Source organism: Thioclava sp. F36-6 (assembly GCF_002020305.1).
Taxonomy (GTDB): Bacteria; Pseudomonadota; Alphaproteobacteria; order Rhodobacterales; family Rhodobacteraceae; genus Thioclava; species Thioclava sediminum.
Genome location: NZ_MPZX01000002.1, coordinates 282,187 through 304,553 on the forward strand (window position 1 = coordinate 282,187; position 22,367 = coordinate 304,553).

At 65.5% G+C, this 22,367-nt stretch carries 24 protein-coding genes; 18 read left to right on the plus strand and 6 right to left on the minus strand.

The genetic code is table 11. The features are described from left to right. Nucleotides 1-2: 2 nt before the first annotated feature. The 5 genes from trpD to lexA all read left to right on the plus strand — a co-directional run bounded on the left by trpD (nucleotide 3) and on the right by lexA (nucleotide 4,296). Nucleotides 3-1,025, plus strand: a complete 1,023-nt coding sequence (gene trpD, locus BMI88_RS08385; protein ID WP_078549714.1) for an anthranilate phosphoribosyltransferase — start codon at nucleotides 3-5, stop codon at nucleotides 1,023-1,025. After that, entirely contained in the window at nucleotides 1,022-1,819 is a 798-nt protein-coding gene (gene trpC / locus BMI88_RS08390) for an indole-3-glycerol phosphate synthase TrpC (protein WP_078547770.1), read from the plus strand. Before trpD ends, trpC begins: the two co-directional genes overlap by 4 nt. Then, nucleotides 1,816-2,301, plus strand: coding sequence for a cyclic pyranopterin monophosphate synthase MoaC (gene moaC / locus BMI88_RS08395; protein ID WP_078547772.1), 486 nt, complete (start codon nucleotides 1,816-1,818; stop codon nucleotides 2,299-2,301). Before trpC ends, moaC begins: the two co-directional genes overlap by 4 nt. Before the next feature lie 2 nt (nucleotides 2,302-2,303). Beyond that, nucleotides 2,304-3,488 (plus strand): gephyrin-like molybdotransferase Glp, encoded by a 1,185-nt coding sequence (gene glp / locus BMI88_RS08400; RefSeq protein WP_078549716.1) that lies wholly within the window; start codon nucleotides 2,304-2,306, stop codon nucleotides 3,486-3,488. Between the two features lie 91 nt (nucleotides 3,489-3,579). Beyond that, complete coding sequence (lexA, locus tag BMI88_RS08405; protein ID WP_078547774.1) at nucleotides 3,580-4,296, plus strand: transcriptional repressor LexA; 717 nt, start codon at nucleotides 3,580-3,582, stop codon at nucleotides 4,294-4,296. A 109-nt stretch (nucleotides 4,297-4,405) separates the two neighbouring features. Here the strand turns inward: lexA and BMI88_RS08410 are convergent, their stop codons facing one another. Next, entirely contained in the window at nucleotides 4,406-6,529 is a 2,124-nt protein-coding gene (locus tag BMI88_RS08410; protein ID WP_078547776.1) for a ComEC/Rec2 family competence protein, read from the minus strand. A 113-nt stretch (nucleotides 6,530-6,642) separates the two neighbouring features. Here BMI88_RS08410 and gltX point away from each other — a divergent pair, with 113 nt between their 5' ends. From gltX to BMI88_RS08445, 7 genes are all read left to right on the plus strand, one after another. Next, nucleotides 6,643-8,037: a glutamate--tRNA ligase gene (gene gltX, locus BMI88_RS08415; RefSeq protein WP_078547779.1), complete on the plus strand. Its 1,395-nt coding sequence runs from the start codon at nucleotides 6,643-6,645 to the stop codon at nucleotides 8,035-8,037. 79 nt (nucleotides 8,038-8,116) lie between these two features. Then, nucleotides 8,117-9,412, plus strand: a complete 1,296-nt coding sequence (gltA, locus tag BMI88_RS08420; RefSeq protein WP_078520131.1) for a citrate synthase — start codon at nucleotides 8,117-8,119, stop codon at nucleotides 9,410-9,412. Nucleotides 9,413-9,546: 134 nt separating this feature from the next. Beyond that, complete coding sequence (locus tag BMI88_RS08425; RefSeq protein ID WP_078547781.1) at nucleotides 9,547-9,963, plus strand: DUF1284 domain-containing protein; 417 nt, start codon at nucleotides 9,547-9,549, stop codon at nucleotides 9,961-9,963. A 137-nt stretch (nucleotides 9,964-10,100) separates the two neighbouring features. Beyond that, complete coding sequence (locus tag BMI88_RS08430; RefSeq protein ID WP_078547783.1) at nucleotides 10,101-10,775, plus strand: SDR family oxidoreductase; 675 nt, start codon at nucleotides 10,101-10,103, stop codon at nucleotides 10,773-10,775. Nucleotides 10,776-10,912: 137 nt separating this feature from the next. Continuing rightward, entirely contained in the window at nucleotides 10,913-11,698 is a 786-nt protein-coding gene (gene surE, locus BMI88_RS08435) for a 5'/3'-nucleotidase SurE (protein ID WP_078542835.1), read from the plus strand. Continuing rightward, nucleotides 11,695-12,351 carry a protein-L-isoaspartate(D-aspartate) O-methyltransferase gene (locus BMI88_RS08440; RefSeq protein WP_078520134.1) on the plus strand — a complete coding sequence of 219 codons (657 nt, stop codon included), beginning with the start codon at nucleotides 11,695-11,697 and terminating at the stop codon, nucleotides 12,349-12,351. The genes surE and BMI88_RS08440 overlap by 4 nt, the downstream gene beginning before the upstream one ends. Before the next feature lie 54 nt (nucleotides 12,352-12,405). Next, nucleotides 12,406-13,599: a LysM peptidoglycan-binding domain-containing protein gene (locus BMI88_RS08445; RefSeq protein WP_078547785.1), complete on the plus strand. Its 1,194-nt coding sequence runs from the start codon at nucleotides 12,406-12,408 to the stop codon at nucleotides 13,597-13,599. Nucleotides 13,600-13,650: 51 nt separating this feature from the next. On the opposite strand, the gene BMI88_RS08450 is transcribed toward BMI88_RS08445, so the two are convergent. Continuing rightward, nucleotides 13,651-14,076: an Lrp/AsnC family transcriptional regulator gene (locus tag BMI88_RS08450; protein WP_078520136.1), complete on the minus strand. Its 426-nt coding sequence runs from the start codon at nucleotides 14,074-14,076 to the stop codon at nucleotides 13,651-13,653. Nucleotides 14,077-14,197: 121 nt separating this feature from the next. Here BMI88_RS08450 and rocF point away from each other — a divergent pair, with 121 nt between their 5' ends. The 3 genes from rocF (at nucleotide 14,198) to BMI88_RS08465 (ending at nucleotide 17,559) form a co-directional block, all read left to right on the plus strand. Continuing rightward, a complete protein-coding gene (gene rocF / locus BMI88_RS08455) occupies nucleotides 14,198-15,124 on the plus strand; it encodes an arginase (RefSeq protein WP_078547787.1) in 927 nt (308 codons plus the stop codon). A 5-nt stretch (nucleotides 15,125-15,129) separates the two neighbouring features. Then, a complete protein-coding gene (locus tag BMI88_RS08460) occupies nucleotides 15,130-16,179 on the plus strand; it encodes an ornithine cyclodeaminase (RefSeq protein ID WP_078549719.1) in 1,050 nt (349 codons plus the stop codon). Nucleotides 16,180-16,248: 69 nt separating this feature from the next. Then, complete coding sequence (locus tag BMI88_RS08465) at nucleotides 16,249-17,559, plus strand: FAD-binding oxidoreductase (RefSeq protein WP_078547789.1); 1,311 nt, start codon at nucleotides 16,249-16,251, stop codon at nucleotides 17,557-17,559. A 39-nt stretch (nucleotides 17,560-17,598) separates the two neighbouring features. On the opposite strand, the gene BMI88_RS08470 is transcribed toward BMI88_RS08465, so the two are convergent. The 4 genes from BMI88_RS08470 to BMI88_RS08485 form a co-directional block, all read right to left on the minus strand. Continuing rightward, nucleotides 17,599-18,441, minus strand: coding sequence for an ATP-binding protein (locus tag BMI88_RS08470; RefSeq protein ID WP_078547791.1), 843 nt, complete (start codon nucleotides 18,439-18,441; stop codon nucleotides 17,599-17,601). Beyond that, entirely contained in the window at nucleotides 18,438-19,310 is an 873-nt protein-coding gene (gene tatC, locus BMI88_RS08475; protein ID WP_078542830.1) for a twin-arginine translocase subunit TatC, read from the minus strand. Before tatC ends, BMI88_RS08470 begins: the two co-directional genes overlap by 4 nt. Next, nucleotides 19,307-19,927: a Sec-independent protein translocase protein TatB gene (gene tatB, locus BMI88_RS08480; RefSeq protein ID WP_078547793.1), complete on the minus strand. Its 621-nt coding sequence runs from the start codon at nucleotides 19,925-19,927 to the stop codon at nucleotides 19,307-19,309. The genes tatC and tatB overlap by 4 nt, the downstream gene beginning before the upstream one ends. 77 nt (nucleotides 19,928-20,004) lie before the next feature. Beyond that, entirely contained in the window at nucleotides 20,005-20,232 is a 228-nt protein-coding gene (locus BMI88_RS08485; RefSeq protein WP_078520142.1) for a twin-arginine translocase TatA/TatE family subunit, read from the minus strand. A gap of 187 nt (nucleotides 20,233-20,419) precedes the next feature. Here BMI88_RS08485 and BMI88_RS08490 point away from each other — a divergent pair, with 187 nt between their 5' ends. The 3 genes from BMI88_RS08490 to BMI88_RS08500 all read left to right on the plus strand — a co-directional run bounded on the left by BMI88_RS08490 (nucleotide 20,420) and on the right by BMI88_RS08500 (nucleotide 22,162). Continuing rightward, the gene (locus BMI88_RS08490; RefSeq protein WP_078547795.1) at nucleotides 20,420-20,812 is read left to right on the plus strand and encodes an HTH domain-containing protein; all 393 of its coding nucleotides are present in this window, start codon (nucleotides 20,420-20,422) and stop codon (nucleotides 20,810-20,812) included. Between the two features lie 40 nt (nucleotides 20,813-20,852). Then, nucleotides 20,853-21,497 (plus strand): MarC family protein, encoded by a 645-nt coding sequence (locus BMI88_RS08495; protein ID WP_078547797.1) that lies wholly within the window; start codon nucleotides 20,853-20,855, stop codon nucleotides 21,495-21,497. Between the two features lie 74 nt (nucleotides 21,498-21,571). Further along, on the plus strand, nucleotides 21,572-22,162 hold the full coding sequence (locus BMI88_RS08500; protein ID WP_348638892.1) for a TIGR02281 family clan AA aspartic protease: 591 nt from the start codon (nucleotides 21,572-21,574) through the stop codon (nucleotides 22,160-22,162). The last annotated feature ends 205 nt before the right edge of the window (nucleotides 22,163-22,367 follow it).

Here is a 22,367-nt window from a genome sequence, read left to right on the forward strand (position 1 = left end):
CGATGAGCGAAGCGATGAAGCCGCTGATCTTTGCGGCGTCCGAAGGTCCGCTGAGCCGCGCGCAGGCCGAAATGGCGTTCCAGTTGCTGTTCGAGGGCGAAGCCTCGCCCGCACAGGTCGGCGGTTTGCTGATGGCGCTGCGGGCGCGCGGGGAATCCGTGTCGGAATATGCCGCCGCTGCCGCCGCGATGCGTGCGAAATGTGTGCCGGTGAAAGCCCCCGAGGGCGCGATGGATATCGTGGGCACCGGTGGCGACGGGATGCACACGCTCAACATCTCGACGGCTGCGGCCTTCGTCGTGGCAGGCGCGGGCGTGCCGGTGGCGAAACACGGCAACCGCGCGGCTTCGTCGAAATCGGGCACGGCGGATGTGCAATCCGAACTGGGCATCGACGTGATGGCCGGTCCCGAGGCGACCGAGCGCGGTCTGGCCGAGGCCGGGATCGGTTTCATGATGGCACAGATCCACCACCCCGCGATGCGCCACGTCATGCCCGTGCGTCAGGAATTGGGCTGCAAGACCATCTTCAACATCCTCGGTCCGCTCACCAACCCCGCGGGCGTGAAGCGGCAGCTGACCGGGGCTTTCGCGCCCGACCTGATCTTCCCGATGGCCGAGACGCTGCAGATGCTCGGCTCCGAGAAGGCGTGGCTGGTGCATGGCTCGGACGGCACCGACGAGATCACCATTTGCGGCACGACCGAAGTCGCCGCGCTGGAAAATGGCCGCATCGAGTCGATCCAGATCCACCCCGAGGATGCGGGCCTGCCCGTGCACAAGTTCAAGGATCTGGTCGGCGGCACGGCGGCCGAGAACGCCACCGCCCTGCGCGCGCTGATGGATGGCGAGGCTTCGGCCTATCGCGACGCGGTGATCTTCAACGCCGCCGCCGCGCTTGTCGTGGCCGACAAGGTCGCGGATCTGAAATCCGGGGCGGAAATGGCCGCCGAAAGCATCGACAGCGGGCGCGCGAGGACCGCGCTGGAAACGCTGGCCCGCATCACGCAGGAGGTCGCCGGATGAGCACGATCCTCGACAAGATCAAAGCCTATAAGCTGGAAGAGATCAAAGCGGCCAAAGCCGCGCGCCCGCTGAGCGAAGTTGAGGCTCAGGCCAAGGCGCAGGCGCCCACGCGCGGTTTTGCCAACGCCCTGACTGCGAAGGCGGAAACGGGCTACGGGCTGATCGCCGAGATCAAGAAGGCATCGCCCTCGAAAGGGCTGATCCGCCCCGATTTCGACCCGCCCGCGCTGGCCAAGGCCTATGAGCAAGGCGGCGCGGCCTGTCTGTCGGTGCTGACCGACACGCCCTCGTTCCAGGGCGCGCCGGAATTCCTGTCGGCGGCGCGCGCGGCCTGCTCGCTGCCCGCTTTGCGCAAGGATTTCCTCTATGACACCTATCAGGTCGCGGAAGCCCGTGCCTGGGGTGCCGATTGCATCCTGATCATCATGGCCTCGGTCGAGGATGATCTGGCCGCCGAGCTGGAAGACGCAGCATTCGGTTGGGGCATGGATGTGCTCGTCGAAGTGCATGACATGGAAGAGACCGAACGCGCGCTCAAGCATCTGAAATCGCCGCTTCTGGGCGTGAACAACCGCAACCTGAAGACCTTCGAGGTCACGCTCGACGTGACCCGCGAACTTGCGCCGAGCATCCTCGCCGAGGGCCGCGATCTGGTCTGCGAGAGCGGCATCTTCACCCGCGACGACATGGCCGCGATGGCCGAAGTCGGCGCGCGCCGCTTCCTGATCGGCGAGAGCCTGATGCGGCAGGACGATGTCGCGGGCGCCACCCGGACGCTTCTGGAGGTTGCATGAGCCTGTCGCATTTCGACAAGGACGGTCAGGCCCATATGGTCGACGTCTCCGATAAGGAGGTGACCGACCGCATCGCCGTGGCCGAGGGGCACGTGGTGATGCTGCCCGAAACGCTGGATTATGTCCTGAAGGGCACCGCGAAGAAGGGGGACGTTCTGGGCATCGCACGGATCGCGGGGATCATGGCGGCGAAGAAGACCTCCGATCTGATCCCGCTCTGTCATCCCCTACCGATCACCAAGGTCACGCTGGACTTGGAGCCCGACGAGGCCCTGCCCGGCGTGCGCATCCGCGCCACCGTGAAGACCTCCGGCCAGACCGGCGTCGAGATGGAGGCGCTGACGGCGGTCTCGGCGGCGGCGCTGACGGTCTATGACATGCTCAAGGCGGTCGAGAAATCCATGCAGATCGAAGGTATCCGCGTCGTGCTGAAAGACGGCGGGAAATCCGGCAAATACGAGGCCGAAGGGAGCGCATCATGAGCCTGTTGCCCGTCGAAGAGGCGCTGGAAAAGGTTCTGGCACTGGTCGAACCGCTGGGCACCGAGCGCGTGAGCCTGCGTCACGCCCTTGGCCGCGTGATGGCGGAGCCTGCAACGGCGCAACTGACCCAGCCGCCCTTCTCGGGCTCGGCGATGGATGGCTATTGGATCGACGTGGCCGACCATCTGCCCGGCGCGACGCTCACCGTCGAAGGCGAAGCCGCCGCAGGTCGCGCCTATGACGGCACGCCGACTCCGGGCCAAGCCGTGCGCATCTTCACCGGTGCACCGGTGCCGGGCCCGAATGGGGTAGTCGTTCTGCAGGAGAACGTGACGCGTGAAGGCGACACGATCACCCTGCCGCAAGAGCTTGATAGCAATGCCAATATCCGCCCCAAGGGTCAGGATTTCGCGCAGGGCGAGAGCTTCTGCCCCGACCGCCCGCTGACCGCGCGCGACCTCGGGCTGCTGGCCGCGATGAACGTGGCCGCGGTCACCGTGCGCCGCCGCCCCATCGTCGCGATCATCGCCACCGGCGACGAGCTGGTGATGCCGGGCGAAAAGCCGGGTCCGGACCAGATCATCTGCTCCAACAGCTTCATCGTCGCGGCACTGGCCGAGCGCATGGGCGCCGAGGCCCGCATGCTTCCGATCGCGCGCGACGACCGCGAGAGCTTGCGCACCGTGTTCGAGCTCGCGAAAGGCGCCGATCTGGTGGTGACCTCGGGCGGCGCCTCGGTCGGTGCGCATGATCTGGTCGGCGAAGTGGCCGCGGAACTGGGCCTCGACCGCAGCTTCTGGAAGATCGCGATGCGCCCCGGCAAGCCCTTGATGGCGGGCCGGATCGGCGAGGCTGCCATGCTGGGCCTTCCGGGCAACCCGGTCTCGGCCACGGTCTGCGCCGAGCTGTTCCTGCGCCCGATGCTGCGCAAGCTTTCGGGTCTACCGCCGGAAAGCCGCGTGCAACAGGCGATCCTCGCGACCGATACCGGCCCGACCGGCCCGCGCACCCATTACATGCGCGCCACCCTCGAACCCGGCGATCCCCTGCCCCGCGTCACGCCCTTCGACAATCAGGACTCCGCGATGCTGAGCCTCCTGTCGCAGGCCGATTGCCTGCTGATCCGGCCCGTCGGCGACGCGCCGCGCAAGGCGGGCGAGACGGTCGAGATCCTGCCGCTGGACTGAGCCGAGCCGGCCTCGGGCGTTGACAGCCTCCGTGAACAAGGGTAGAACAATCCTTGAACATGTGCCTTGACCGGGGAACGGAGGGTCGCGGATGCTGACGCGCAAGCAGCTGGAATTGCTGGAATTCATTCAAAAACGGATGATGAAGGACGGTGTTCCACCCTCTTTCGACGAGATGAAGGACGCGCTGGACCTGCGCTCGAAATCCGGCATCCACCGTTTGATTACCGCTCTGGAAGAACGTGGCTTCATCCGCCGCCTCGCTCATCGGGCCCGCGCGATCGAGATCGTGAAACTGCCCGAGGCGCTGGAGAAGAAATTCGGCGCCCCCGCGGGCGACAGCGCTGGCAGCTTCGCGCCGCAGGTGATCGAAGGTGACAAGACCGACCCGCCGCGCGGCGCGATGCCGGTCGACGTGATCCACGCGCTGGAACTGCCGGTGATGGGCCGGATCGCCGCAGGTGTCCCGATCGAGGCGATCTCGGAGGTCTCGCATCACGTCGCCGTCCCCGGCTCGATGCTGAGCGGTCGTGGGGAGCATTACGCGCTCGAGGTCAAAGGCGACTCGATGATCGAAGCTGGCATCAACGACGGCGATGTCGTGGTGATCCGCGAACAGGGCACCGCCGACAATGGTGATATCGTGGTCGCGCTGGTCGAAGGCCATGAGGCGACGCTGAAACGCTTCTACCGTCGCAGCGGGATGATCGCGCTGGAAGCTGCGAACCCGGCCTATGAGACGCGGCTGCTGCGCGACGATCAGGTGAAAGTGCAGGGGCGGCTCGTCGGGCTGATCCGGAGCTACTGAGATTTGGTGAATTCCTGGGAAAGAGCGTCTTGCGGGGCGCTCTTTCTCATATGTCGCGCCGGTTGCGTGGGCTGGAGCCTCCGGCGGGGATATTTGGAAAGAGCGAAGGTCAGGGGCGTGTCCAAAGGCGGCGACCCTTAATTTGCGCAGTCGTCGTGACCTCGCCCGTGGCGCTGAAGCCGACAGCGCCAGCCTCCCGCAGGCGCGCGGCGTCCCACAGATCGCAGGGGCCCGTGGGCGCTTCGATCTTGCTGGAGATCACGACGATGCCGCCCTTCGCGCAAATTGCAGGCAGGGCCTCTTTTGCCGATTTTCCAGTGAGATGGGCGAGCGGAGCGCGTCGAAACTGCGCAATCCGCGCACCGCGCGGCCCAGAGAATGCGGAGCGTGCGGCGGCCTCTTCCAGCGACGCCGGATCGCCATCCGCCGCTAGCCAGCGTTCGGAGATGAACCCCGCGCCCGGCTTCGACAGCGCCCGGCCTTGCGAGGTCATCAGACCGACCTGCTGCGCCTCGGGCGCGATGAGCAGCGCTGGACGCTCGGCCCCGGCGCGAAGCCAAAGGGCGCCGCACAGAAGGATCAGACCGATGCTCGCACTGCGCCCAGCCCCGCGCGTCAGGATCGCCCCCAGCGCGCCAAGCGCAATCAAAGGGATCACCCACGGCCCCGGCTGGACGATCGCGAGAACCGAGCCGTCGAGGCCGCTCACCCCCTCCGCCACGCGCAGGATCCACGCCGTGCCTTGCCCCATCGCCCAAAGCGCGGGACCACTCAGACCGAGGGGGACGAGCAGCGCCGCGAGCACGCCCATCGGCATGATCACGAGCCCCATTGCGGGCACCGCGAAGAGATTGGCCAGCACCCCGTATTCCGAGAGCCTGTGAAACTGCGCCGCCACGATCGGTGCGGTGGCCGCGCCTGCGATCAGAGAGGTCGCGACCAGCATCAGCACCGGGCGTAGCAGGCGCGGCAGATGGCGCGCCGCGCGGGTCCACGGACCCAGCGCCACGATCAGCGCGGTGGTCGCGGCGAAGGACATCTGGAAGCCGGGTTCGGTCAGGCTCTCGGGCTGCCAGATCATGAGGAGCGTGGCGGCGAGCGCGACGGTACGCAGGCTCAGCGCGCGCCGGTCGAAGAGCACGGCGAGGAGCATGATCGACACCATGATCCACGCGCGCTGGGTCGAGACCGCAGGCCCCGCGAGCCAGAGATAGGCGCTGGCCGCTATCAGCGCCGCAATGGCGGCCAGTTTCTTCGTGGGCCAGATCAGGGCCGGGCGCCCCGCCAGCGCCAACCCGTAACGCACCAGACCGAAGACGAAGCCCGCCAGCATCCCCATATGCAGCCCGGAAATCGCGATCAGATGGGCGAGGCTTGAGCGGCGCATCACCTCGCGCGTGGCCTCGCTCAATCCCGAGCGGTCGCCGGTCATAAGCGCCGCCGCGACCGCGCCGGGCTGTCCCGCGATCCGCGATTGGATCGCCGCAGAAAGCCGCATCCGCGCCCGATGCGCCGCCATCGCCCAATCGCCGGGATCGGGCGGCGCGACCCGCATCACCGGCGCGCGGGTATAACCGATCGCGCCGAGCCGGTCGAACCAAGCGGTGCGGCGAAAATCGTAATCCTGGGGCGCGGCGGGCGGCGGCGGGGGCGAGAGATTCGCCGTGAGCATGACCTGCGTGCCGGGCTCGGGGCTGAACTGACTTTGATCGCCATGCAGCGTCACGCGCACCCGCGCAGGGGTCTTGGCGGGAGGAATCCGGTCGATCCGCACCCGGTCCAGCGTCAGCCGGATCAGGTCCGACCGCGCGCGATCGATCTTCACGATCCGCCCGCTGACGGGGCCGTAGTAGCGATATTGCAGCACCGGGGCGGCGACGAGATGGGCGCGCAGCCCCGCGAGCATCAGCCCCAGAGCCGAGAGGGCGATCAGCGCCGCGGGCAGCCGAAACCACGCCGCGCCGCGCAGCCAAAGCGTCAGCGAGACCGCGCAGATTGTGAGTGCGGTCAGGTAGATAGACCATCCCGGCTCGACCCCGAGGGAGAAATACGCCCCGACCCCGACGCCGAGCGCCACCGGCATCCACAGGAAAAGCTGCGCGCGCGCCCGCGCCAGCGCGCCCAGCGGATCGGAGAGCCCCCCGAAGAGCGCCGCGATCAGACGCGGAGCGCGGCCCGCGCCCGTCGCGCCCTCCGCCTGCGCCCAGTCGCCGGGTTCGGCATTGATCGCCATGCTTGTCCTCGGCCCCGTCCCTGCTTATGCATCGAGCCGAGAAAGCCTATGCGCTTGATGGTTTCCGATAGGTTAACGCGGGCCGGTAAGAGCCCGCGAAGAAAGGTCCCGACATGTCCGACCAGATTGTCACCCGTTTCGCCCCCTCTCCCACCGGCTATCTGCATATCGGCGGTGCGCGCACGGCCCTGTTCAACTGGCTCTATGCCCGTGGGCGCGGTGGCAAATTCCTGCTCCGTATCGAGGATACCGATCGCGAACGCTCCACCCCCGAGGCGACGGCGGCGATCCTGCAGGGGCTCGAATGGCTGGGGCTCGATTATGACGGCGACGTGGTGAGCCAGGCTGCGGGCGCGGCGCGCCATGCCGAGGTCGCCCATCAGATGCTGGAGAAGGGCCACGCCTACAAGTGCTTCTCCACGCAGGAAGAGATCGCGGCCTTCCGCGAGGACCCGGCGAACAAGGGGCAGATGTTCCCCTCGCCGTGGCGCGATGCCGACCCCGCGACGCATCCGGATGCGCCCTATGTAATCCGTCTGAAAGCGCCCCGCGAGGGCACGACGGTGATCACCGACGCCGTGCAGGGCGAGGTGACGATCCGCAACGATCAGCTCGATGACATGATTTGTTTACGTTCTGATGGCACACCCACCTACATGCTGGCCGTTGTCGTCGATGACCATGATATGGGCGTGACCCATGTGATCCGCGGGGACGACCATCTCGTCAATGCCGCGCGGCAGATGCTGGTCTATCGCGCGATGGGCTGGGACGTGCCGACCTTCGCACATATCCCGCTGATCCACGGCCCCGACGGCAAGAAGCTGTCGAAGCGTCACGGCGCGGTGGGCCTCGAGCAGTATCAGGCGATGGGCTATCCCGCGACGGGGATGCGCAACTACCTCGCGCGGCTCGGCTGGAGCCATGGCGACGACGAATTCTTCACCGATGAGCAGGCGAAGGAATGGTTCGACATCACCGGCATCAACAAGGCGCCGGCGCGGCTCGACTTCAAGAAGCTCGAAAATATCTGCGGCCAGCATATCGCGATCACCGATGAGGCCGAATTGCTGCGCGAAATCGAAGGTTATCTCGCAGCTGCAGAAAAACCGCCGCTGGGTGACGCACAGAAATCTGCGCTTATGCGCACGCTTCCCATCGTGAAGGGCTCGGCGAAGATGCTCCCGCAACTCCTTGAAAAGGCGCATTTCTCGCTGACGCACCGCCCGATCGAGATCGAGGAGAAAGCAGCCAAGGCGCTCGATGATGTATCCCGTGGTATACTGAGTGAATTGACCTTTGCGCTGCAACGCGCTAATTGGTCGCGGGAAGACCTGGAAGCCGCCGTCGGACAGGTTGCCGAAGCGCACGGACTGGGCCTTGGGAAGGTCGCTGCTCCGATGCGGGCGGCCTTGGCGGGGCGAGCGGCTACCCCCAGCGTATTCGATATGATGCTCGTTTTGGGCCAAGAGGAAACTCTGGCACGACTCGACGATCAGGCGGCCTGAGGCCTGGCCGCCCTCTCCGGACGCCTGTCCGGACGCGATAGACCGGCGCGGCCCAGCCGGAGGATGAAAGGGAATTTACATGGCAGACAACTCGAAGACCGCCACGCTCTCGCTTGACGGACAAACCTATGAGCTTCCCGTGCTCTCGCCCTCGGCTGGTCCCGACGTGCTCGATATCCGCAAGCTCTACGGTCAAGCCGACGTCTTCACCTACGATCCGGGCTTCACGTCGACCGCAGCCTGCGAGTCCAAGATCACCTTCATCGATGGTGGCAAGGGCGAGCTGCTGTATCGTGGCTACCCGATCGACCAGCTCGCCTCGGAATCGCACTATCTCGAAGTGTGCTACCTGCTTCTCTACGGGGAACTGCCGAGCAAGCAGCAGATGGAAGATTTCGAATATCGCGTGACCCGTCACACGATGATCCACGAGCAGATGAAGCAGTTCTTCCAGGGCTTCCGCCGTGACAGCCACCCGATGGCGACCATGGTCGGCGTCGTGGGCGCGCTCTCGGCCTTCTATCACGACAGCCTCGACATCTCGGACCCGTGGCAGCGCGAAGTCGCCTCGATCCGTCTGATCGCGAAACTGCCGACGATCGCCGCGATGGCCTACAAGTATTCGATCGGTCAGCCCTTCGTCTATCCGAAGAACGAGCTGAGCTACGCCGAGAACTTCCTGCATATGTGCTTCTCGGTCCCGGCCGAAGACTACAAGATCGAGCCAGCGCTCGCGAAGGCGATGGACCGTATCTTCACGCTCCACGCCGATCACGAGCAGAACGCCTCGACCTCGACCGTGCGTCTGGCAGGCTCCTCGGGCGCGAACCCGTTCGCCTGTATCGCAGCCGGCATCGCCTGCCTCTGGGGCCCCGCCCACGGCGGCGCAAACCAGGCCTGCCTCGAGATGCTGCGCGAAATCGGCACCGTCGATCAGATCCCGGAATACATCAAGCGCGCCAAGGACAAGGACGATCCCTTCCGCCTGATGGGCTTCGGTCACCGCGTCTACAAGAACTTCGACCCGCGCGCGAAGGTCATGAAGGAATCGGCGGACGAGGTGCTCGACCTGCTCGGCATCCACGACAACGAGACCCTTCAGGTCGCCAAGGAACTCGAGAAGATCGCTCTGGAGGACGACTATTTCGTCTCCAAGAAGCTCTATCCGAATGTCGACTTCTACTCGGGCATCATCCTCGAGGCGATGGGCTTCCCGACCTCGATGTTCACCCCGATCTTCGCGCTCTCGCGCACCGTCGGCTGGATCTCGCAGTGGAAAGAGATGATCGAGGATCCGACCGGCAAGATCGGTCGTCCGCGTCAGCTTTATACCGGCGCGACCTATCGCGATTACGTCGATATCGCCAAGCGCTGAGCGTAAGCCAAGTCGTTGCGGGCCGGAGGGGAGACCTTCCGGCCCGTTTTCTATTCTGATACCGGGGAAAGGGGGCGCTGCCCCCTTCTGGCTGCGCCATTCATTCCCCGGGATATTTAGCCAAGAGCGAAGACATGGCTGACCGTCTGACATATCGCCCGCATCATTTCCTCTGCTCGCTCGGCTTCGAGGGGAAGGGATATTCGGATCGCTTCACCGCGAATATGACCGAGATCGTCGAAGGACGTTTGCGGCAGCCGGAGGGCCCGGCGGTGGAGATCGAAGTGGTGGGCGCGGCGGACGATATCTGTGGCCCCTGCCCGTCGCGGCGCGGATCGGGCTGCACCGCGCAGGCGAAGATCGACCGGCTGGACGCGGCCCATGCCGAGGCGCTGAACATTGCGCCGGGCGATGTGCTGACATGGGGCGAGGCGCTGGAGCGGATGGCCGCCCTGCCCGCCGATGTGCATCAGACGATCTGCGCCGAATGCCAATGGCTGAGCGCGGGCATGTGCGCCGCCGCCCTCGCCCGACTTCAGGACGAGGCTTAACGCCACCCCGGGTCAGGAGGGCAGCACTGTAAAGCCGCCCAATGCGCTTGCCCGCCAGTTTGCAAAACAGCGGGAAACGCGCGGGACGTGCATCTGCACGCTTGCGCGACGGCGGGTGTGGTGGCAAGAAACGCGCCATGAGCACGGATCAGACCCAAGACCCTTCGCAGGGCAAAAAACTGGCGCTTGTCACAGGCGCTTCGCGTGGCCTTGGCGGGGCGATCGCCGAAGCTTTGGCCGCAGACGGCTGGCACGTCATGGCCGTCGCACGGACCACCGGCGCGCTGGAAGAGCTCGACGACCGCATTCAGGCGAAGGGCGGCACCGCCTCGCTCGGTCCGCTCGACGTGACCGAGCCCGATCAGATGGCGCATCTCGCGCAGTCGATCGGTGCGCGCTGGGGTGGGCTCGATCTTTGGGTGCACACGGCGATCCATGCCGCGCCGCTGTCGCCGACGGGTCATATCGACGCGAAGGAACTGGCCAATTCGGTCAAGGTGAACGTGACCGCGACCGCGCAGCTGATCGGGCTGATGGAGCCGCTGCTGCTCGCGCGCGAAGGCACCGCGCTGGCCTTCGACGATCCGCGTGCGGGCCAGAAATTCTTCGGCATCTATGGGGCTACGAAAGCCGCGCAGATGGCGATGATGCGCTCGTGGCAGGCCGAGACCGTGAAGATCGGGCCGCGCGTGGTCATTGCGGAGCCTGCGCCGATGGCGACCGCGCTGCGCGGACGGTTCTTCCCCGGCGAAGATCGCGAGGCGCTGGCCGATCGCCACGCCGAGGCACGGCGCATCCTCGACACGCTCTGAGAACGACCAAAGCGCCGCCGAAATGCCCTCCGGCTGCGGCGCTTTGGCGACACATCCGCGCTGTCGCCCGCCCCCGCTTTACCCTTCATCCGCCGCACGGTAAGCATCGGGTGACGCGACGGCGAACTGGGGGCAACATGCGTATTCTCATCACCAATGACGACGGGATCGACGCACCGGGACTGGCCGTTCTGGGCGAGATCGCCGAAGAGCTTGCGGGCCCCGATGGCGAGGTCTGGACGGTCGCGCCGGCTTTCGAGCAATCGGGCGTCGGCCATTGCATCTCTTACACCCGGCCGATGATGATCTCGAAACTGGCAGAGCGCCGTTTCGCAGCCGAAGGCAGCCCCGCCGATTGCGTGATGGCAGGGCTGTATGACGTGCTGGAGGAGCAGCGGCCCGATCTGGTGCTCTCGGGCGTGAACCGGGGCAACAACTCCGCCGACAACGCGCTATATTCCGGCACGCTGGGCGGCGCGATGGAGGCGGCGCTGCAGGGCGTGCCCGCGATCGCCCTGTCGCAATTCATCGGCCCCGAGGTCTTCAACGCCCCCGACATGTTCGAGGCGGCCCGGGTCCATGGCGCGGCGCTCGTGCGCAAGCTGATCGATCAGGGCATCTGGGACGATGGCGATTACCGGGTCTTCTACAACGTCAACTTCCCGCCGGTGCTGGCCAAGGACGTAAAAGGCCACAAGGTCGCAGCCCAAGGCTTCCGCAAGGATTGCTTCTTCTCGACCGAGGCGCATCACGCGCCCTCGGGGCGGCGCTTCTTGTGGATCAAGGGCGGTCCGCAGCACACGCCGACGCAGCCGGGCACCGATGCGGCGGTGAACCTCGACGGCTATATCTCGGTCACGCCGATGCGCGCCGATCTGACCGCGCATGACGTGATCGCCGATCTGGAGGCCCGTTTGGGATGAGCGAGGACGCAGAAGAGGATCTGGCCGAGCGCAAGATGCGGTTCCTCTTCGCACTGCGCTCCAAGGGCGTGACCGACGCGCGCACGCTGCACGCGATGGAGGGGATCGACCGCGGCCAGTTCGTGCGCGGCATCTTCGCCGACCGCGCTTATGAGGACATGCCTCTGCCCATCGCCTGCGGGCAGACGATCTCGCAGCCCTCGGTCGTGGGGCTGATGACGCAAGCCGCGGATGTGGGTTCGCGCGACACCGTGCTCGAGATTGGCACCGGCTCGGGCTATCAGGCCGCGATCCTGAGCCAGCTCGCCCGCCGCGTCTATACCGTGGACCGGCATCGCAGGCTGGTGCGCGAGGCCGAAGGCGTCTTCAACGCGCTGCGGCTCACCAATATCGTCGCGATTTCCGGGGATGGCTCGCACGGGCTGCCCGATCAGGCGCCCTTTGATCGAATCATCGTGACTGCCGCCGCGGAAGACCCGCCCGGGCCGCTCTTGGCCCAGCTGAAGATCGGGGGTATCATGGTTTTGCCCGTGGGCCAGTCGGACACGGTGCAAAGCCTGATCCGGGTGCGCCGGCTCGAGACGGGTTTCGATTACGAAGAATTACGTCCGGTGCGCTTTGTTCCCCTCGTAGAGGGCGTGGCAAACGACTAAGTGGCAGGTAAGAACGGACCCCGAAGAGGTCTGAGAGACAGTGAGGACGAGCGGATGGCAACGAAGATTTCCCGGCTGCGGCTGATCCTGGCAGGTGGCGTCGCGCTGACGGCGTTGGCCGCCTGTAACCCGAACGGGTTCGATCTGGACATGCGCGGCTATGGCAATGGCGGGCTCGACACGAGCGCCGCCGCCCGGCAGGCGGTGCAGGACCGACCGCGCCCGAATGATCAGGGCATCATCACCTACCCGAATTATCAGGTCGTGGTGGCGCGCCGCGGCGATACGGTCAATTCGGTCGCGCAGCGTATCGGCACCGATCCCGGCGCGCTGGCCCGCTACAACGCGGTCTCGCCCGATGCGGTGCTGAACGCGGGCGAAGTGCTGGCCCTGCCCAACAAGGTCGCGACCACGGGCGGCTCCGCGACGCCGGGCAACTCCAGCGCGCTGACCTCGGAGACGATCGACATCACCTCGCTCGCCTCGAACGCGATCGATAGATCGCAGGCGAACCAACCCGCCAAACCGACCCCGGCCTCGGCCCCAGTCTCCACAAACAGCGCCGAGCCGATCCGCCACAAGGTCGCACGCGGCGAGACCGCCTATTCCATCGCGCGCTACTACTCGGTGCCGGTGAAGGCGCTGGCCGAATGGAACGGGCTGCCGAACGATCTGCGGGTGCGCGAAGGTCAGGTGCTGATCATCCCGGTCGCGTCGAGCCGCCAGCCCGCGAAGGTCGAGACCGCAACGGCCACGACTGCGCCGGGCACCGGTTCGCCGACCCCGGTGCCGCCGTCCGCAGCAGAGCCCCTGCCCCAGAAGACGCCGCCGAAAGCATCCGAGCCGGTCAAGACGAAGACCCCGGACATGAGCACCGATCGCACCAAGGCGTCGGACACGTCGAAGATGGCGATGCCGGTGCCGGGTTCGATCATCCGACCCTACAAGAAGGGCTCGAACGACGGCGTGGATATCTCGGCTTCGGCCGGGACGGCGGTGAAAGCCGCCGAGAGCGGCACCGTGCTGCTGATCAGCCAGGACACCGACGATGTCGCCTTCCTCGCGATCAAGCATCCCGACAATCTGGTGACGGTCTATTACAACGTGACCGGCATCACGGTGAAGAAGGGCGCGAGCGTCAAGCGCGGCCAGACCATCGCGAAGGTCGCGTCCGGCGATCAGGGCTATCTGCATTTCGAGGTCCGCAAGGGGATCGATTCCGTCGATCCGATGCCCTACCTCAACTGATCTTTTGCGGCGGGCCGGAGATGTTCCGGCCCGCCCGCACGCCCTGCCCGCTCACCCCGCGACAGGCGCAAGCAGCAGACAGCTCTCGCTGTTGAGCACCCCCGGAATTTCCCGAATATCGCGCAAGGCCCGGTCGAATTCGCCCAGGGTCTCGGCCCGGATTTCCGCCACCAGATCCCAGTTGCCATTGGTCGCGAAGACCGTTGTCACCTCCGGAATGCGATGCAGCGCCCGGATCACCGCGCGCGACATCTTGCCCTGCAACTCGACCAGCGTGATCGCGCGCACCTGCCCCTCGACATCCGTCTCTGTCTCGATGGTGAAGCGCCGGATCTGCCCCGAGGCGACCAGCGCTTCCAGCCGGGCGCGCGCGGTGGTCCGCGACACCCCCACCTGCAGCGCGAGATCGGTCATCGAGAGCCGCGCATCCGCGCGCAGCGCGGCCATGATCGCGCGGTCCGTATCGTCGAGCTGCATTTACCCTCCGTTTTGATCAATCGTCTAGTCGAATTGATCAAATTTAGTTCCGTTTTGCGCAAATTGACAAGCGAAACCTCTGCGCCATTTCGTCAGACTAAGACCAACAAGGGAGATTTCGATGACACGCACAGTTTCGATTCTGGGCGCGCCTATTCAAACTGGCGCTTCGCAACCCGGTTGCATCATGGGACCGGCCAGTCTGCGCATCGCGGGGCTGGGCGACATCCTGACCGAGCTGGGCTGGGAGGTGGATGATCTGGGCGACCTGTCGATTCCCCCGCAAGAGCCGGTGCCGCATAAGAACCCCGCGATCCACGATCTGGCCGAAACCCGTGCCTGGATCGAGGCGCTCTCGCAGGCCGCCTTTGACGCCGCGCAGACCCATGACCGCCCGATCTTCATCGGCGGCGATCACGCGCTGGCCGCAGGCACGCTGAGCGGTCTCGCACGGCATGCAAAGACGCAAGATCGCCCCTTGTTCGTCCTGTGGCTCGATGCGCACCCGGACCTGCACACGCTGGAAACCACGACCAGCGGCAACCTGCATGGCACCCCCGTGGCCTATGTCACCGGCCAACCCGACTTCGAGGCCTTCCCGCCGCTAGAAGCCAGTATCGATCCGAAGAATTTCTGCATGATGGGCATCCGCTCGGTCGATCCGGCGGAACGCGCGCGCATCAAGCAGATCGGCCTGGAAGTCCATGACATGCGCGCCATCGACGAGACCGGCGTGCTTGCCCCTCTGCGCGCCTTCCTCGATCGCGTGCGCGAAGCCAACGGCCTGCTGCATGTCAGTTTCGACGTGGACTTCCTCGACCCCGGCATCGCGCCCGCCGTGGGCACCACCGTGCCGGGCGGCGCCACGTTCCGCGAGGCGCATCTGATCATGGAAGAGGTCGGCGACAGCGACCTCGTGACCTCGCTCGACATTGTCGAGCTCAACCCTTTCCTCGACGAACGCGGCCGCACCGCGAAACTGCTGTGCGACCTCGCAGCCAGCCTCTTTGGCCGCCGCGTTCTCGACCGCATGACACGGAGCTTTTGATGGATATGTCCCCTCTCGCCCCCTCCAAACTGGCCTTCGTGCCCTTCGTTTCCGTCGCCAACATGATGAAGCTGGTGAACGAGATCGGCCCCGAACAGGTGATGCGCGACCTTGCCGCCTATATCGAAGAAGATTTCCGCCGCTGGCCGGATTTCGACAAGACCCCGCGCGTGGCGAGCCATTCGGCGGAGGGCGTGATCGAGCTGATGCCGACCGCGGACGCCGAGAATTACGGCTTCAAATACGTCAACGGCCACCCCAAGAACGGTCGCACGGGGCACCAGACGGTCACCGCGTTCGGCGTGCTGTCTTCGGTCGCGACGGGCTACCCGCTGCTGATGACCGAGATGACGATGCTGACCGCACTGCGCACCGCCGCCACCTCGGCGCTGGTGGGCAAATACCTCGCCCCGAAAGGCGCGACGGTCATGGGCATGATCGGCAACGGCGCGCAATGCGAGTTTCAGGCGCTGGCCTTCCGCGCGATCTGCGGCATCGACACGCTGCGGCTCTATGACATCGACCCGACGGCGACCGAGAAGGCCGCGAAGAACCTGACCGCGCAAGGGTTCAACGTCACGAAATGCCGCTCGGCCGAGGAAGCGGTAGAGGGCGCGCAGGTCATCACCACCTGCACCGCCGACAAGCAATATGCGACGATCCTGACCGACAACATGGTCGGCTCCGGCATCCACATCAACGCGATCGGCGGCGACTGCCCCGGCAAGACCGAGTTGCATCGCGACATCCTCACCCGCTCGGAGATCTTCGTCGAATACCCGCCGCAGACCCGCATCGAGGGCGAGATTCAGGCGCTCGACGAAGACCACCCCGTGACCGAGCTGTGGAAAGTCATGCGCGGCGAGGCCGAAGGCCGTCGCGATGCGAAACAGATCACGCTGTTCGATAGCGTCGGCTTCGCGATCGAGGATTTCAGCGCGCTGCGCTACATCCATGACCGTGTGAAGGGTGGCGACTACGCGCAGATGCTCGATCTTATGGCAGACCCCGACGATCCGCGCGATTTGTTCGGAATGCTGACGCGGGCGGGCTGAGCCCCGCTTGCGCTCGGGCGCGGCGCGTGGCACCGAAAGCCAAACGCCCCTTTCAGACGAGTGCGCGACATGACCCATCAGACCCACCCCTATGCGGGCGACGGCAGCCATACCGGCAGCTACTACGCGGCTTCGGCCAACCCGGCACCCTTGCGCGCGGAACTGGTGGGCGAGCAGGAGGCGGATATCTGCGTCGTCGGCGCGGGCTTCTCGGGCCTCTCGACCGCGCTGCATCTGGCGGAGAATGGCTATCGCGTCACCGTCGTCGAAGGCGCGCGCATCGGCTGGGGCGCCTCGGGCCGCAATGGCGGTCAAGTGGTCAACGGCCTGAACGCGAGCCTCGACGTGATCGAGAGCCGCTACGGGCAGGACACCGCGAATTTCGTGGCCGGTCTCGTGATGGAAGGCGGCGACATCATCCGCGAGCGCGTCGCGACCTATGACATCCAGTGCGACCTGAAGCCCGGCAATGTCTTTGCGGGGCTGACGGCCAAGCACATGCAGGAACTGGAAGCGCGCTGGAAGCTCTGGCGCAGCTACGGCATCGACAGTCAGGATATGCTGAGCCGCGAGCAGATGCGTGAGCACGCGAATTCCGACCTCTATGCAGGTGGCATGATCGACCATAAGGGCGGACATTTGCATCCCCTCAACCTCGCGCTTGGCGAGGCGGCGGCGGTCCAGAAGCTCGGCGGCACGATCTACGAGATGTCGCCCGTCACGTCCGTCGACACCGAAGCCGCGCGCCCGGTTATCAAGACCGCGAAAGGCCAGATCACCGCGAAGACGCTTGTGCTGTGCGGCAATGCCTATCTCGGCCATGTGGTGCCCACGCTGGAGCGCCGCGTGATGCCTGTCTCGACGCAGGTGATGGCGACCGAGCCTCTGGGCGAGGCAAAGGCCCACGAGTTGATGCCGTCTGACGCCTGCATCGAGGACGTGCGCTATATCCTCGATTACTACCGCATGTCCGCCGACAACCGCCTGCTGTTTGGCGGCGGCACGGTCTATGGCGGGGCCGACCCCAAGGACATCAAGGCGAAGCTCTGGAAGAACCTCGAGAAGGTCTTCCCGCAATTGAAGGGCACCAAGATCGACTACGCCTGGTCGGGCAATTTCGCGCTCTCCTTCAGCCGCGTGCCGCAGATGGGCCGGATCGGGCAGAACACCTATTTCGCGCATGGCTACTCGGGCCACGGCGTCACCGGCTCGCATACTTTCGGACGCATCCTGTCGGAGGCGATCAACGGCGATCTGACCCGGTTCGACACGTTCGCGAAACTGCCGTGGATCCCGTTCCCCGGCGGGCGCACCTTCCGCGTGCCTTACTCGGTCGCGGGGTCGTGGTGGTATGCGCTGCGCGACCGGCTGGGGGTGTAAGCCCCCTGCCCGCGACGCCAGTGATGCGGAGAGACGCGCTTACAGCGCGACGCCGCGCCGCCCGGCCAGATCGGTGAAATACTGCCATGCCACGCGGCCCGAACGCGCCCCGCGCGTGGCCTGCCATTCGATGGCCTCGGCGCGCAGGTCTTCGTCGGAAATCTCCACGCCGTAGCTGTCGCAATAGCCGCGGATCATCGTGAGGTATTCGTCCTGCGAACAGGGATGGAAGCCCAGCCACAGCCCGAACCGATCGGACAGCGAGACCTTCTCTTCCACCGCCTCGGACGGGCTGATGGCGGTCGAGCGTTCGTTCTCGATCATGTCGCGCGGCATCAGGTGGCGCCGGTTCGACGTGGCATAGAGGATCACGTTCGCGGGCCGGCCCTCGATCCCGCCATCCAGCACCGCCTTGAGCGATTTGTAATGCTGGTCGTCATGGCTGAACGAGAGATCGTCGCAGAACAGGATGAAGCGCATCTCGGGCGCGTCGCGCAGATGCGCGAGCAGACGGCCGACCGAGGGCAGATCCTCGCGCGCAAGTTCCACCAGCTTGAGCGGCAGCCCCTTGGCTACCGCTGCCGCGTGGGCCGCTTTCACGAGCGAGGATTTCCCCATCCCGCGTGCGCCCCAGAGAAGCGCGTTGTTCGCAGCCGCCCCACGCGCGAATTGCAGCGTATTGGCCAGCAGCGTGTCGCGCGAGCGGTCGATGCCGTGCAGCAGGCTCAGGTCGACCCGGTTCACCTGCGGCACGGGTTCGAGCCGATCCGGCGAGGTGTGCCAGATGAAAGCGCTGGCCGAGGCAAAGTCGGGCGCGGGCTGCGGAGCGGGCGAGAGCCGCTCCAGCGCCGTGGCGATCCGGTTCAGCGCCGCGTCACTCATGCCTTGCCGTCCTTCTCGTCCTCTTCGTCCTCGTCATCGTCCCACTCGTCGGGGTCGATCCAGGTGCCTTCAGCGCGCATCCGGGCTTCGCGGGTCTTCTCGATCCGTTTCACGAGCTGGATGGAAATCTCGTAGAGACCGTACACCACCGTGAACAGGATGACTTGGCTGATCACATCCGGGGGCGTGGCAATCGCCGCCACCACGAGGATCGCGACCACCGCGTATTTGCGCATGTTGCCGAGACCTTCGGAGGACACGAGCCCCGCCTTGCCCATCAGCGACAGCAGCACGGGCAGCTGGAAACAGATCCCGAAGGCCATGACGAACTTGATCGTCAGGTTGAGATATTCCTGCACCGAGCCCTGGAAGCCGATGGCGGCCATCTCGTTCGCGCCCGAAGTCGCGCCGATTTCACCCTGCTGGAAGCCGAGGAAGAAGTTAAAGGCCAGCGGCAGGATGATGTAGTAAGCAAACGCCGCGCCAAGGAAGAACATCACCGGCGAGGCGACCAGGAAAGGCAGGAACGCGTTCTTCTCGTTGCGATAGAGACCCGGCGCCACGAACCGCCACATCTGATAGGCGATGATCGGGAAAGCCAGGGCGAAACCGCCGAGGAAGGAGATGTTGATCGCGACGAAGAAGCCTTCCTGCAGTTTGATCAGGTAGAGGCCGCATTGCTCGCCGCGCGATTCCAGCGCCGAACAGACCGGGCGGGTCAGGAAGTTGAAGATCGGGTTCCAGACCGTGTAGCAGACCACCATCGCGACGATGAAGGCCCCCAGCGAATAGAGGATTCGCGTGCGCAGTTCGGCAAGGTGCTCGATCAGCGGGGCCGAGCTTTCCTCGATCTCGTTATTGTCGCTCATGCGTCACCCTTCTTCGCGGCGGGTTTCTTCGCCGCCGTCTTCTTGGCCGCCGGTTTGGCACCGGTTTTCGCGGCGGGTTTACTGCTCGACTTGGTTGCCGGCTTGGCGCTGGATTTCGCGGCGGTCGAAGTGCCCGTCTTGGTGCCAGTCGTCTTGGCGTCAGTCTTGGCTGCGGTCTTCGGCGCGGCTTTCTTCGCAGCGGGCTTGGCCGCCGGCTTGCTTGCCGTCTTGGATGTCTCGGGTTTGGCCGTCTCGGCCGGGGCTGCCTCAGGCTTGGGCGGCTCGGCCTCGGGATCGGGCTTGAGCGAGGTCTTCCCGCTCTCGGACCGGCCCGGCTCCCATTTCTCGAAAGCGTCGGTCGCTTTTTCCAGCGCGTCGAGCCCGAGCGATTTCTTGGACGCCAGCGATTTCAGATCGCGCACGGAGCCCGCGGCTTCATCGAGCCCGGTATCCTTCGCCGCATCTTCCATCGCCCGCGAAAACTCGCGCCCCATCGCCTTGGCCTTCGCAGTGATGCGGCCAAGCTGGTGGAACATCTTGGGCAGGTCTTTCGGTCCTACCACGATCAGCGCCACGACGCCGATCAGCAGAAGCTCGCTCCAACCGATGTCTAACATGAGTGCTCAGGCCTCCGGCCGATTGAGGACGCAAAGGCAAACGGGCAATCGCCCGCAACCCCCGAATGCGATCAGGCTCAGGCCTTGTCTTTTTCTTTCTGGACTTCGTCAGCCGGGGTCACGTCACGTGCCTCGTCGACGGTGCCGTCCTCGATTTCTTTCGAGCCGTCGCTCACGCCTTTCTTGAAGGCGGTGATGCCTTTGCCGACTTCACCCATGAGCGAGGAAATCTTGCCGCGGCCAAAAAGAACCAGAACCACGACGGCGATCAGAAGAAGGCCGGGAAGGCCGATATTGTTGAGCATTGTTGTCTCTCCTCTGGTCACGGGCCCGCCGCCCGCGCCTTATGTCGGTCCCGAGTTTTAGGATCATGCGGGCCTCAATCCTAGAGCGATTCCGCCCAAACGGGGCTTCGAGGGGCAGATTACTGACAGTTCATTGTCAGTTGCCCTCCCTCGCGTTACCCTTCTCGCGATCCTATCGGAGAGCCCCATGACCCGCGACGAGCGGCTGCAACAGATCATCGCCATCCTGCGCGACGGCAAGATGCATCGTGCCAGCGATCTGGCCGAGCGGCTGGGCGTTTCCGCCCGCACGATCTGGCGCGACATGGCTGAAATCTCGGCCTATGGGGTGCCGGTCGAGGGCGAGCGCGGCGTGGGCTACATCCTGCGCCGGGCCGTGGGCCTGCCGCCTCTGGTGCTGACCCGAGAGGAGCTGGCCGCACTCGATCACCTGCTCGATCTGGCCGAGGCGGTGGACGATCCGCGCCTTGCCGGAGGGGCCGCAAGCCTGGCTGCAAAGATCCGCGCCGCCCTGCCCTCTGCGCCCGTCGAAGCCTCTCCCGAAGACGCCGGGGAAGGACTGGCGGGGGATCGGGGATGACGCTAGGCTCGCCCGCGAAACTTGGAAGGGATGCCCCCACGTGATCGGTGCCGAATACATCACTGCTTTCGTGACGCTTTTCGTCATCATCGATCCAATCGGTCTGGCCCCGGTCTTCATCGCGCTGACGCTGGGCGAAAGCCACCGCGCGCGTCTGCGCATCGCCTTCCGCGCGCTCATCATCGCCGCCGTGCTGCTGACGCTGTTCGGCATCTTCGGCGACAAGATTCTCGCCGGGATCGGCATCTCCATGCCCGCCTTCCGCATCGCGGGCGGGGTGCTTTTGTTCCTCACCGCGCTCGACATGCTTTTCGAACGCCGCACCAAGCGCCGCGAGGCGCAGGGCGAAGAACACGAGGCCGACCCTGAGACCGACCCCTCCGTCTTCCCGCTGGCCACGCCACTGCTGGCCGGGCCCGGCGCGATGGCCACGATGATCCTGCTGGCAGGGCGCGAGGGCGGCGACTGGCTGCATGTCGTGGCGATCATCGCCATGATGCTTCTGGTGCTGGGCTGCGTCCTCGTGATGTTCCTGCTCGCCACCCCGATCGAGCGCGCGCTGGGGCGCACCGGCACGATGGTCGTCACGCGGCTTCTGGGGATGCTGCTCGCCGCGCTGGCGATCCAGTTCATCCTCGACGGGCTGCACGGTGCGGGGTTGATGGGCGGCGTCCCGACAAGCTGAGGCAATCCGCCCTCTGGGAAAGTCACCTGCGCGGACCTATCTGAAAAAGATCGGTAGGGGTAACGAGGATCATGGTGGAGACGATCATCAGCGAAAACTGGGGACGGCTGGTCTATCTGAGCCTCTTGCTCGTCGCCGTGGGCGGGTATTTCGTGCTCGAAATCCGCCGCCGTCCCGGTCGCACCATGCAACAGGCCGCGATCTGGGGGCTGATCTTTCTCGGCACGCTCGCCGCGGTCGGGCTTTGGACCGATATCCAGCGGCAAGTCGCGATCCCGGATCAGGCCGTGATGCGCGATGGCCGGATCGAGGTGCCGCAAGCGCCCGACGGGCATTACTACCTCACCGCCGAGGTCAACGGCACGCCGATCCGCTTCGTCGTCGATACCGGCGCGAGCCAGATCGTGCTGACCCAGCGCGCCGCCGAGCGCGCGGGCATCAACACTTCCGATCTCGCCTATATCGGGCAGGCGCGCACCGCCAATGGCATCGTCGCGACCGCGCCGGTACGGCTGGAGCGCTTTGATCTGGGGCCGATCCACGACAGCAACCTGCGCGCCGTGGTCAATCGCGGATCGATGGATACCTCGCTTCTGGGCATGACCTATCTCACCCGCTTCGCGAAGGTGGAATTCGCGCGGGGCACACTAATCCTCGAGCGCTGAGCGGGCCCGGCCCGCAATCGTCGTGATGCTGCCTTTTTTGCGCCTCAATCTTTGCCGAGGGTCCGAGGGCGCCCGCCGATCAGGCCGCGCCACTCAGGCTTCGTTACGAGGAAAACACGCATGGTTGCTTTCGACACCCTCGCTCTCGCGATCATCACCGTCGCCGCCATTCGCGAAGCCTATCTCCGCCTGCGCCCGATGATGC

Excerpts from the sequence above, each read along its gene's own strand:
- tatC (WP_078542830.1), bottom strand. The coding sequence starts at position 19,310 with ATGAGCGACAATAACGAGATCGAGGAAAGCTCGGCCCCGCTGATCGAG.
- gltX (WP_078547779.1), top strand. The coding sequence starts at position 6,643 with ATGTCCGACCAGATTGTCACCCGTTTCGCCCCCTCTCCCACCGGCTAT.
- BMI88_RS08485 (WP_078520142.1), bottom strand. The coding sequence starts at position 20,232 with ATGCTCAACAATATCGGCCTTCCCGGCCTTCTTCTGATCGCCGTCGTG.
- BMI88_RS08445 (WP_078547785.1), top strand. The coding sequence starts at position 12,406 with ATGGCAACGAAGATTTCCCGGCTGCGGCTGATCCTGGCAGGTGGCGTC.
- trpD (WP_078549714.1), top strand. The coding sequence starts at position 3 with ATGAGCGAAGCGATGAAGCCGCTGATCTTTGCGGCGTCCGAAGGTCCG.
- BMI88_RS08490 (WP_078547795.1), top strand. The coding sequence starts at position 20,420 with ATGACCCGCGACGAGCGGCTGCAACAGATCATCGCCATCCTGCGCGAC.
- trpC (WP_078547770.1), top strand. The coding sequence starts at position 1,022 with ATGAGCACGATCCTCGACAAGATCAAAGCCTATAAGCTGGAAGAGATC.
- moaC (WP_078547772.1), top strand. The coding sequence starts at position 1,816 with ATGAGCCTGTCGCATTTCGACAAGGACGGTCAGGCCCATATGGTCGAC.
- gltA (WP_078520131.1), top strand. The coding sequence starts at position 8,117 with ATGGCAGACAACTCGAAGACCGCCACGCTCTCGCTTGACGGACAAACC.
- BMI88_RS08410 (WP_078547776.1), bottom strand. The coding sequence starts at position 6,529 with ATGGCGATCAATGCCGAACCCGGCGACTGGGCGCAGGCGGAGGGCGCG.
- BMI88_RS08450 (WP_078520136.1), bottom strand. The coding sequence starts at position 14,076 with ATGCAGCTCGACGATACGGACCGCGCGATCATGGCCGCGCTGCGCGCG.
- BMI88_RS08440 (WP_078520134.1), top strand. The coding sequence starts at position 11,695 with ATGAGCGAGGACGCAGAAGAGGATCTGGCCGAGCGCAAGATGCGGTTC.
- BMI88_RS08465 (WP_078547789.1), top strand. The coding sequence starts at position 16,249 with ATGACCCATCAGACCCACCCCTATGCGGGCGACGGCAGCCATACCGGC.
- BMI88_RS08460 (WP_078549719.1), top strand. The coding sequence starts at position 15,130 with ATGTCCCCTCTCGCCCCCTCCAAACTGGCCTTCGTGCCCTTCGTTTCC.
- BMI88_RS08470 (WP_078547791.1), bottom strand. The coding sequence starts at position 18,441 with ATGAGTGACGCGGCGCTGAACCGGATCGCCACGGCGCTGGAGCGGCTC.
- BMI88_RS08425 (WP_078547781.1), top strand. The coding sequence starts at position 9,547 with ATGGCTGACCGTCTGACATATCGCCCGCATCATTTCCTCTGCTCGCTC.
- rocF (WP_078547787.1), top strand. The coding sequence starts at position 14,198 with ATGACACGCACAGTTTCGATTCTGGGCGCGCCTATTCAAACTGGCGCT.
- BMI88_RS08430 (WP_078547783.1), top strand. The coding sequence starts at position 10,101 with ATGAGCACGGATCAGACCCAAGACCCTTCGCAGGGCAAAAAACTGGCG.
- surE (WP_078542835.1), top strand. The coding sequence starts at position 10,913 with ATGCGTATTCTCATCACCAATGACGACGGGATCGACGCACCGGGACTG.
- lexA (WP_078547774.1), top strand. The coding sequence starts at position 3,580 with ATGCTGACGCGCAAGCAGCTGGAATTGCTGGAATTCATTCAAAAACGG.
- tatB (WP_078547793.1), bottom strand. The coding sequence starts at position 19,927 with ATGTTAGACATCGGTTGGAGCGAGCTTCTGCTGATCGGCGTCGTGGCG.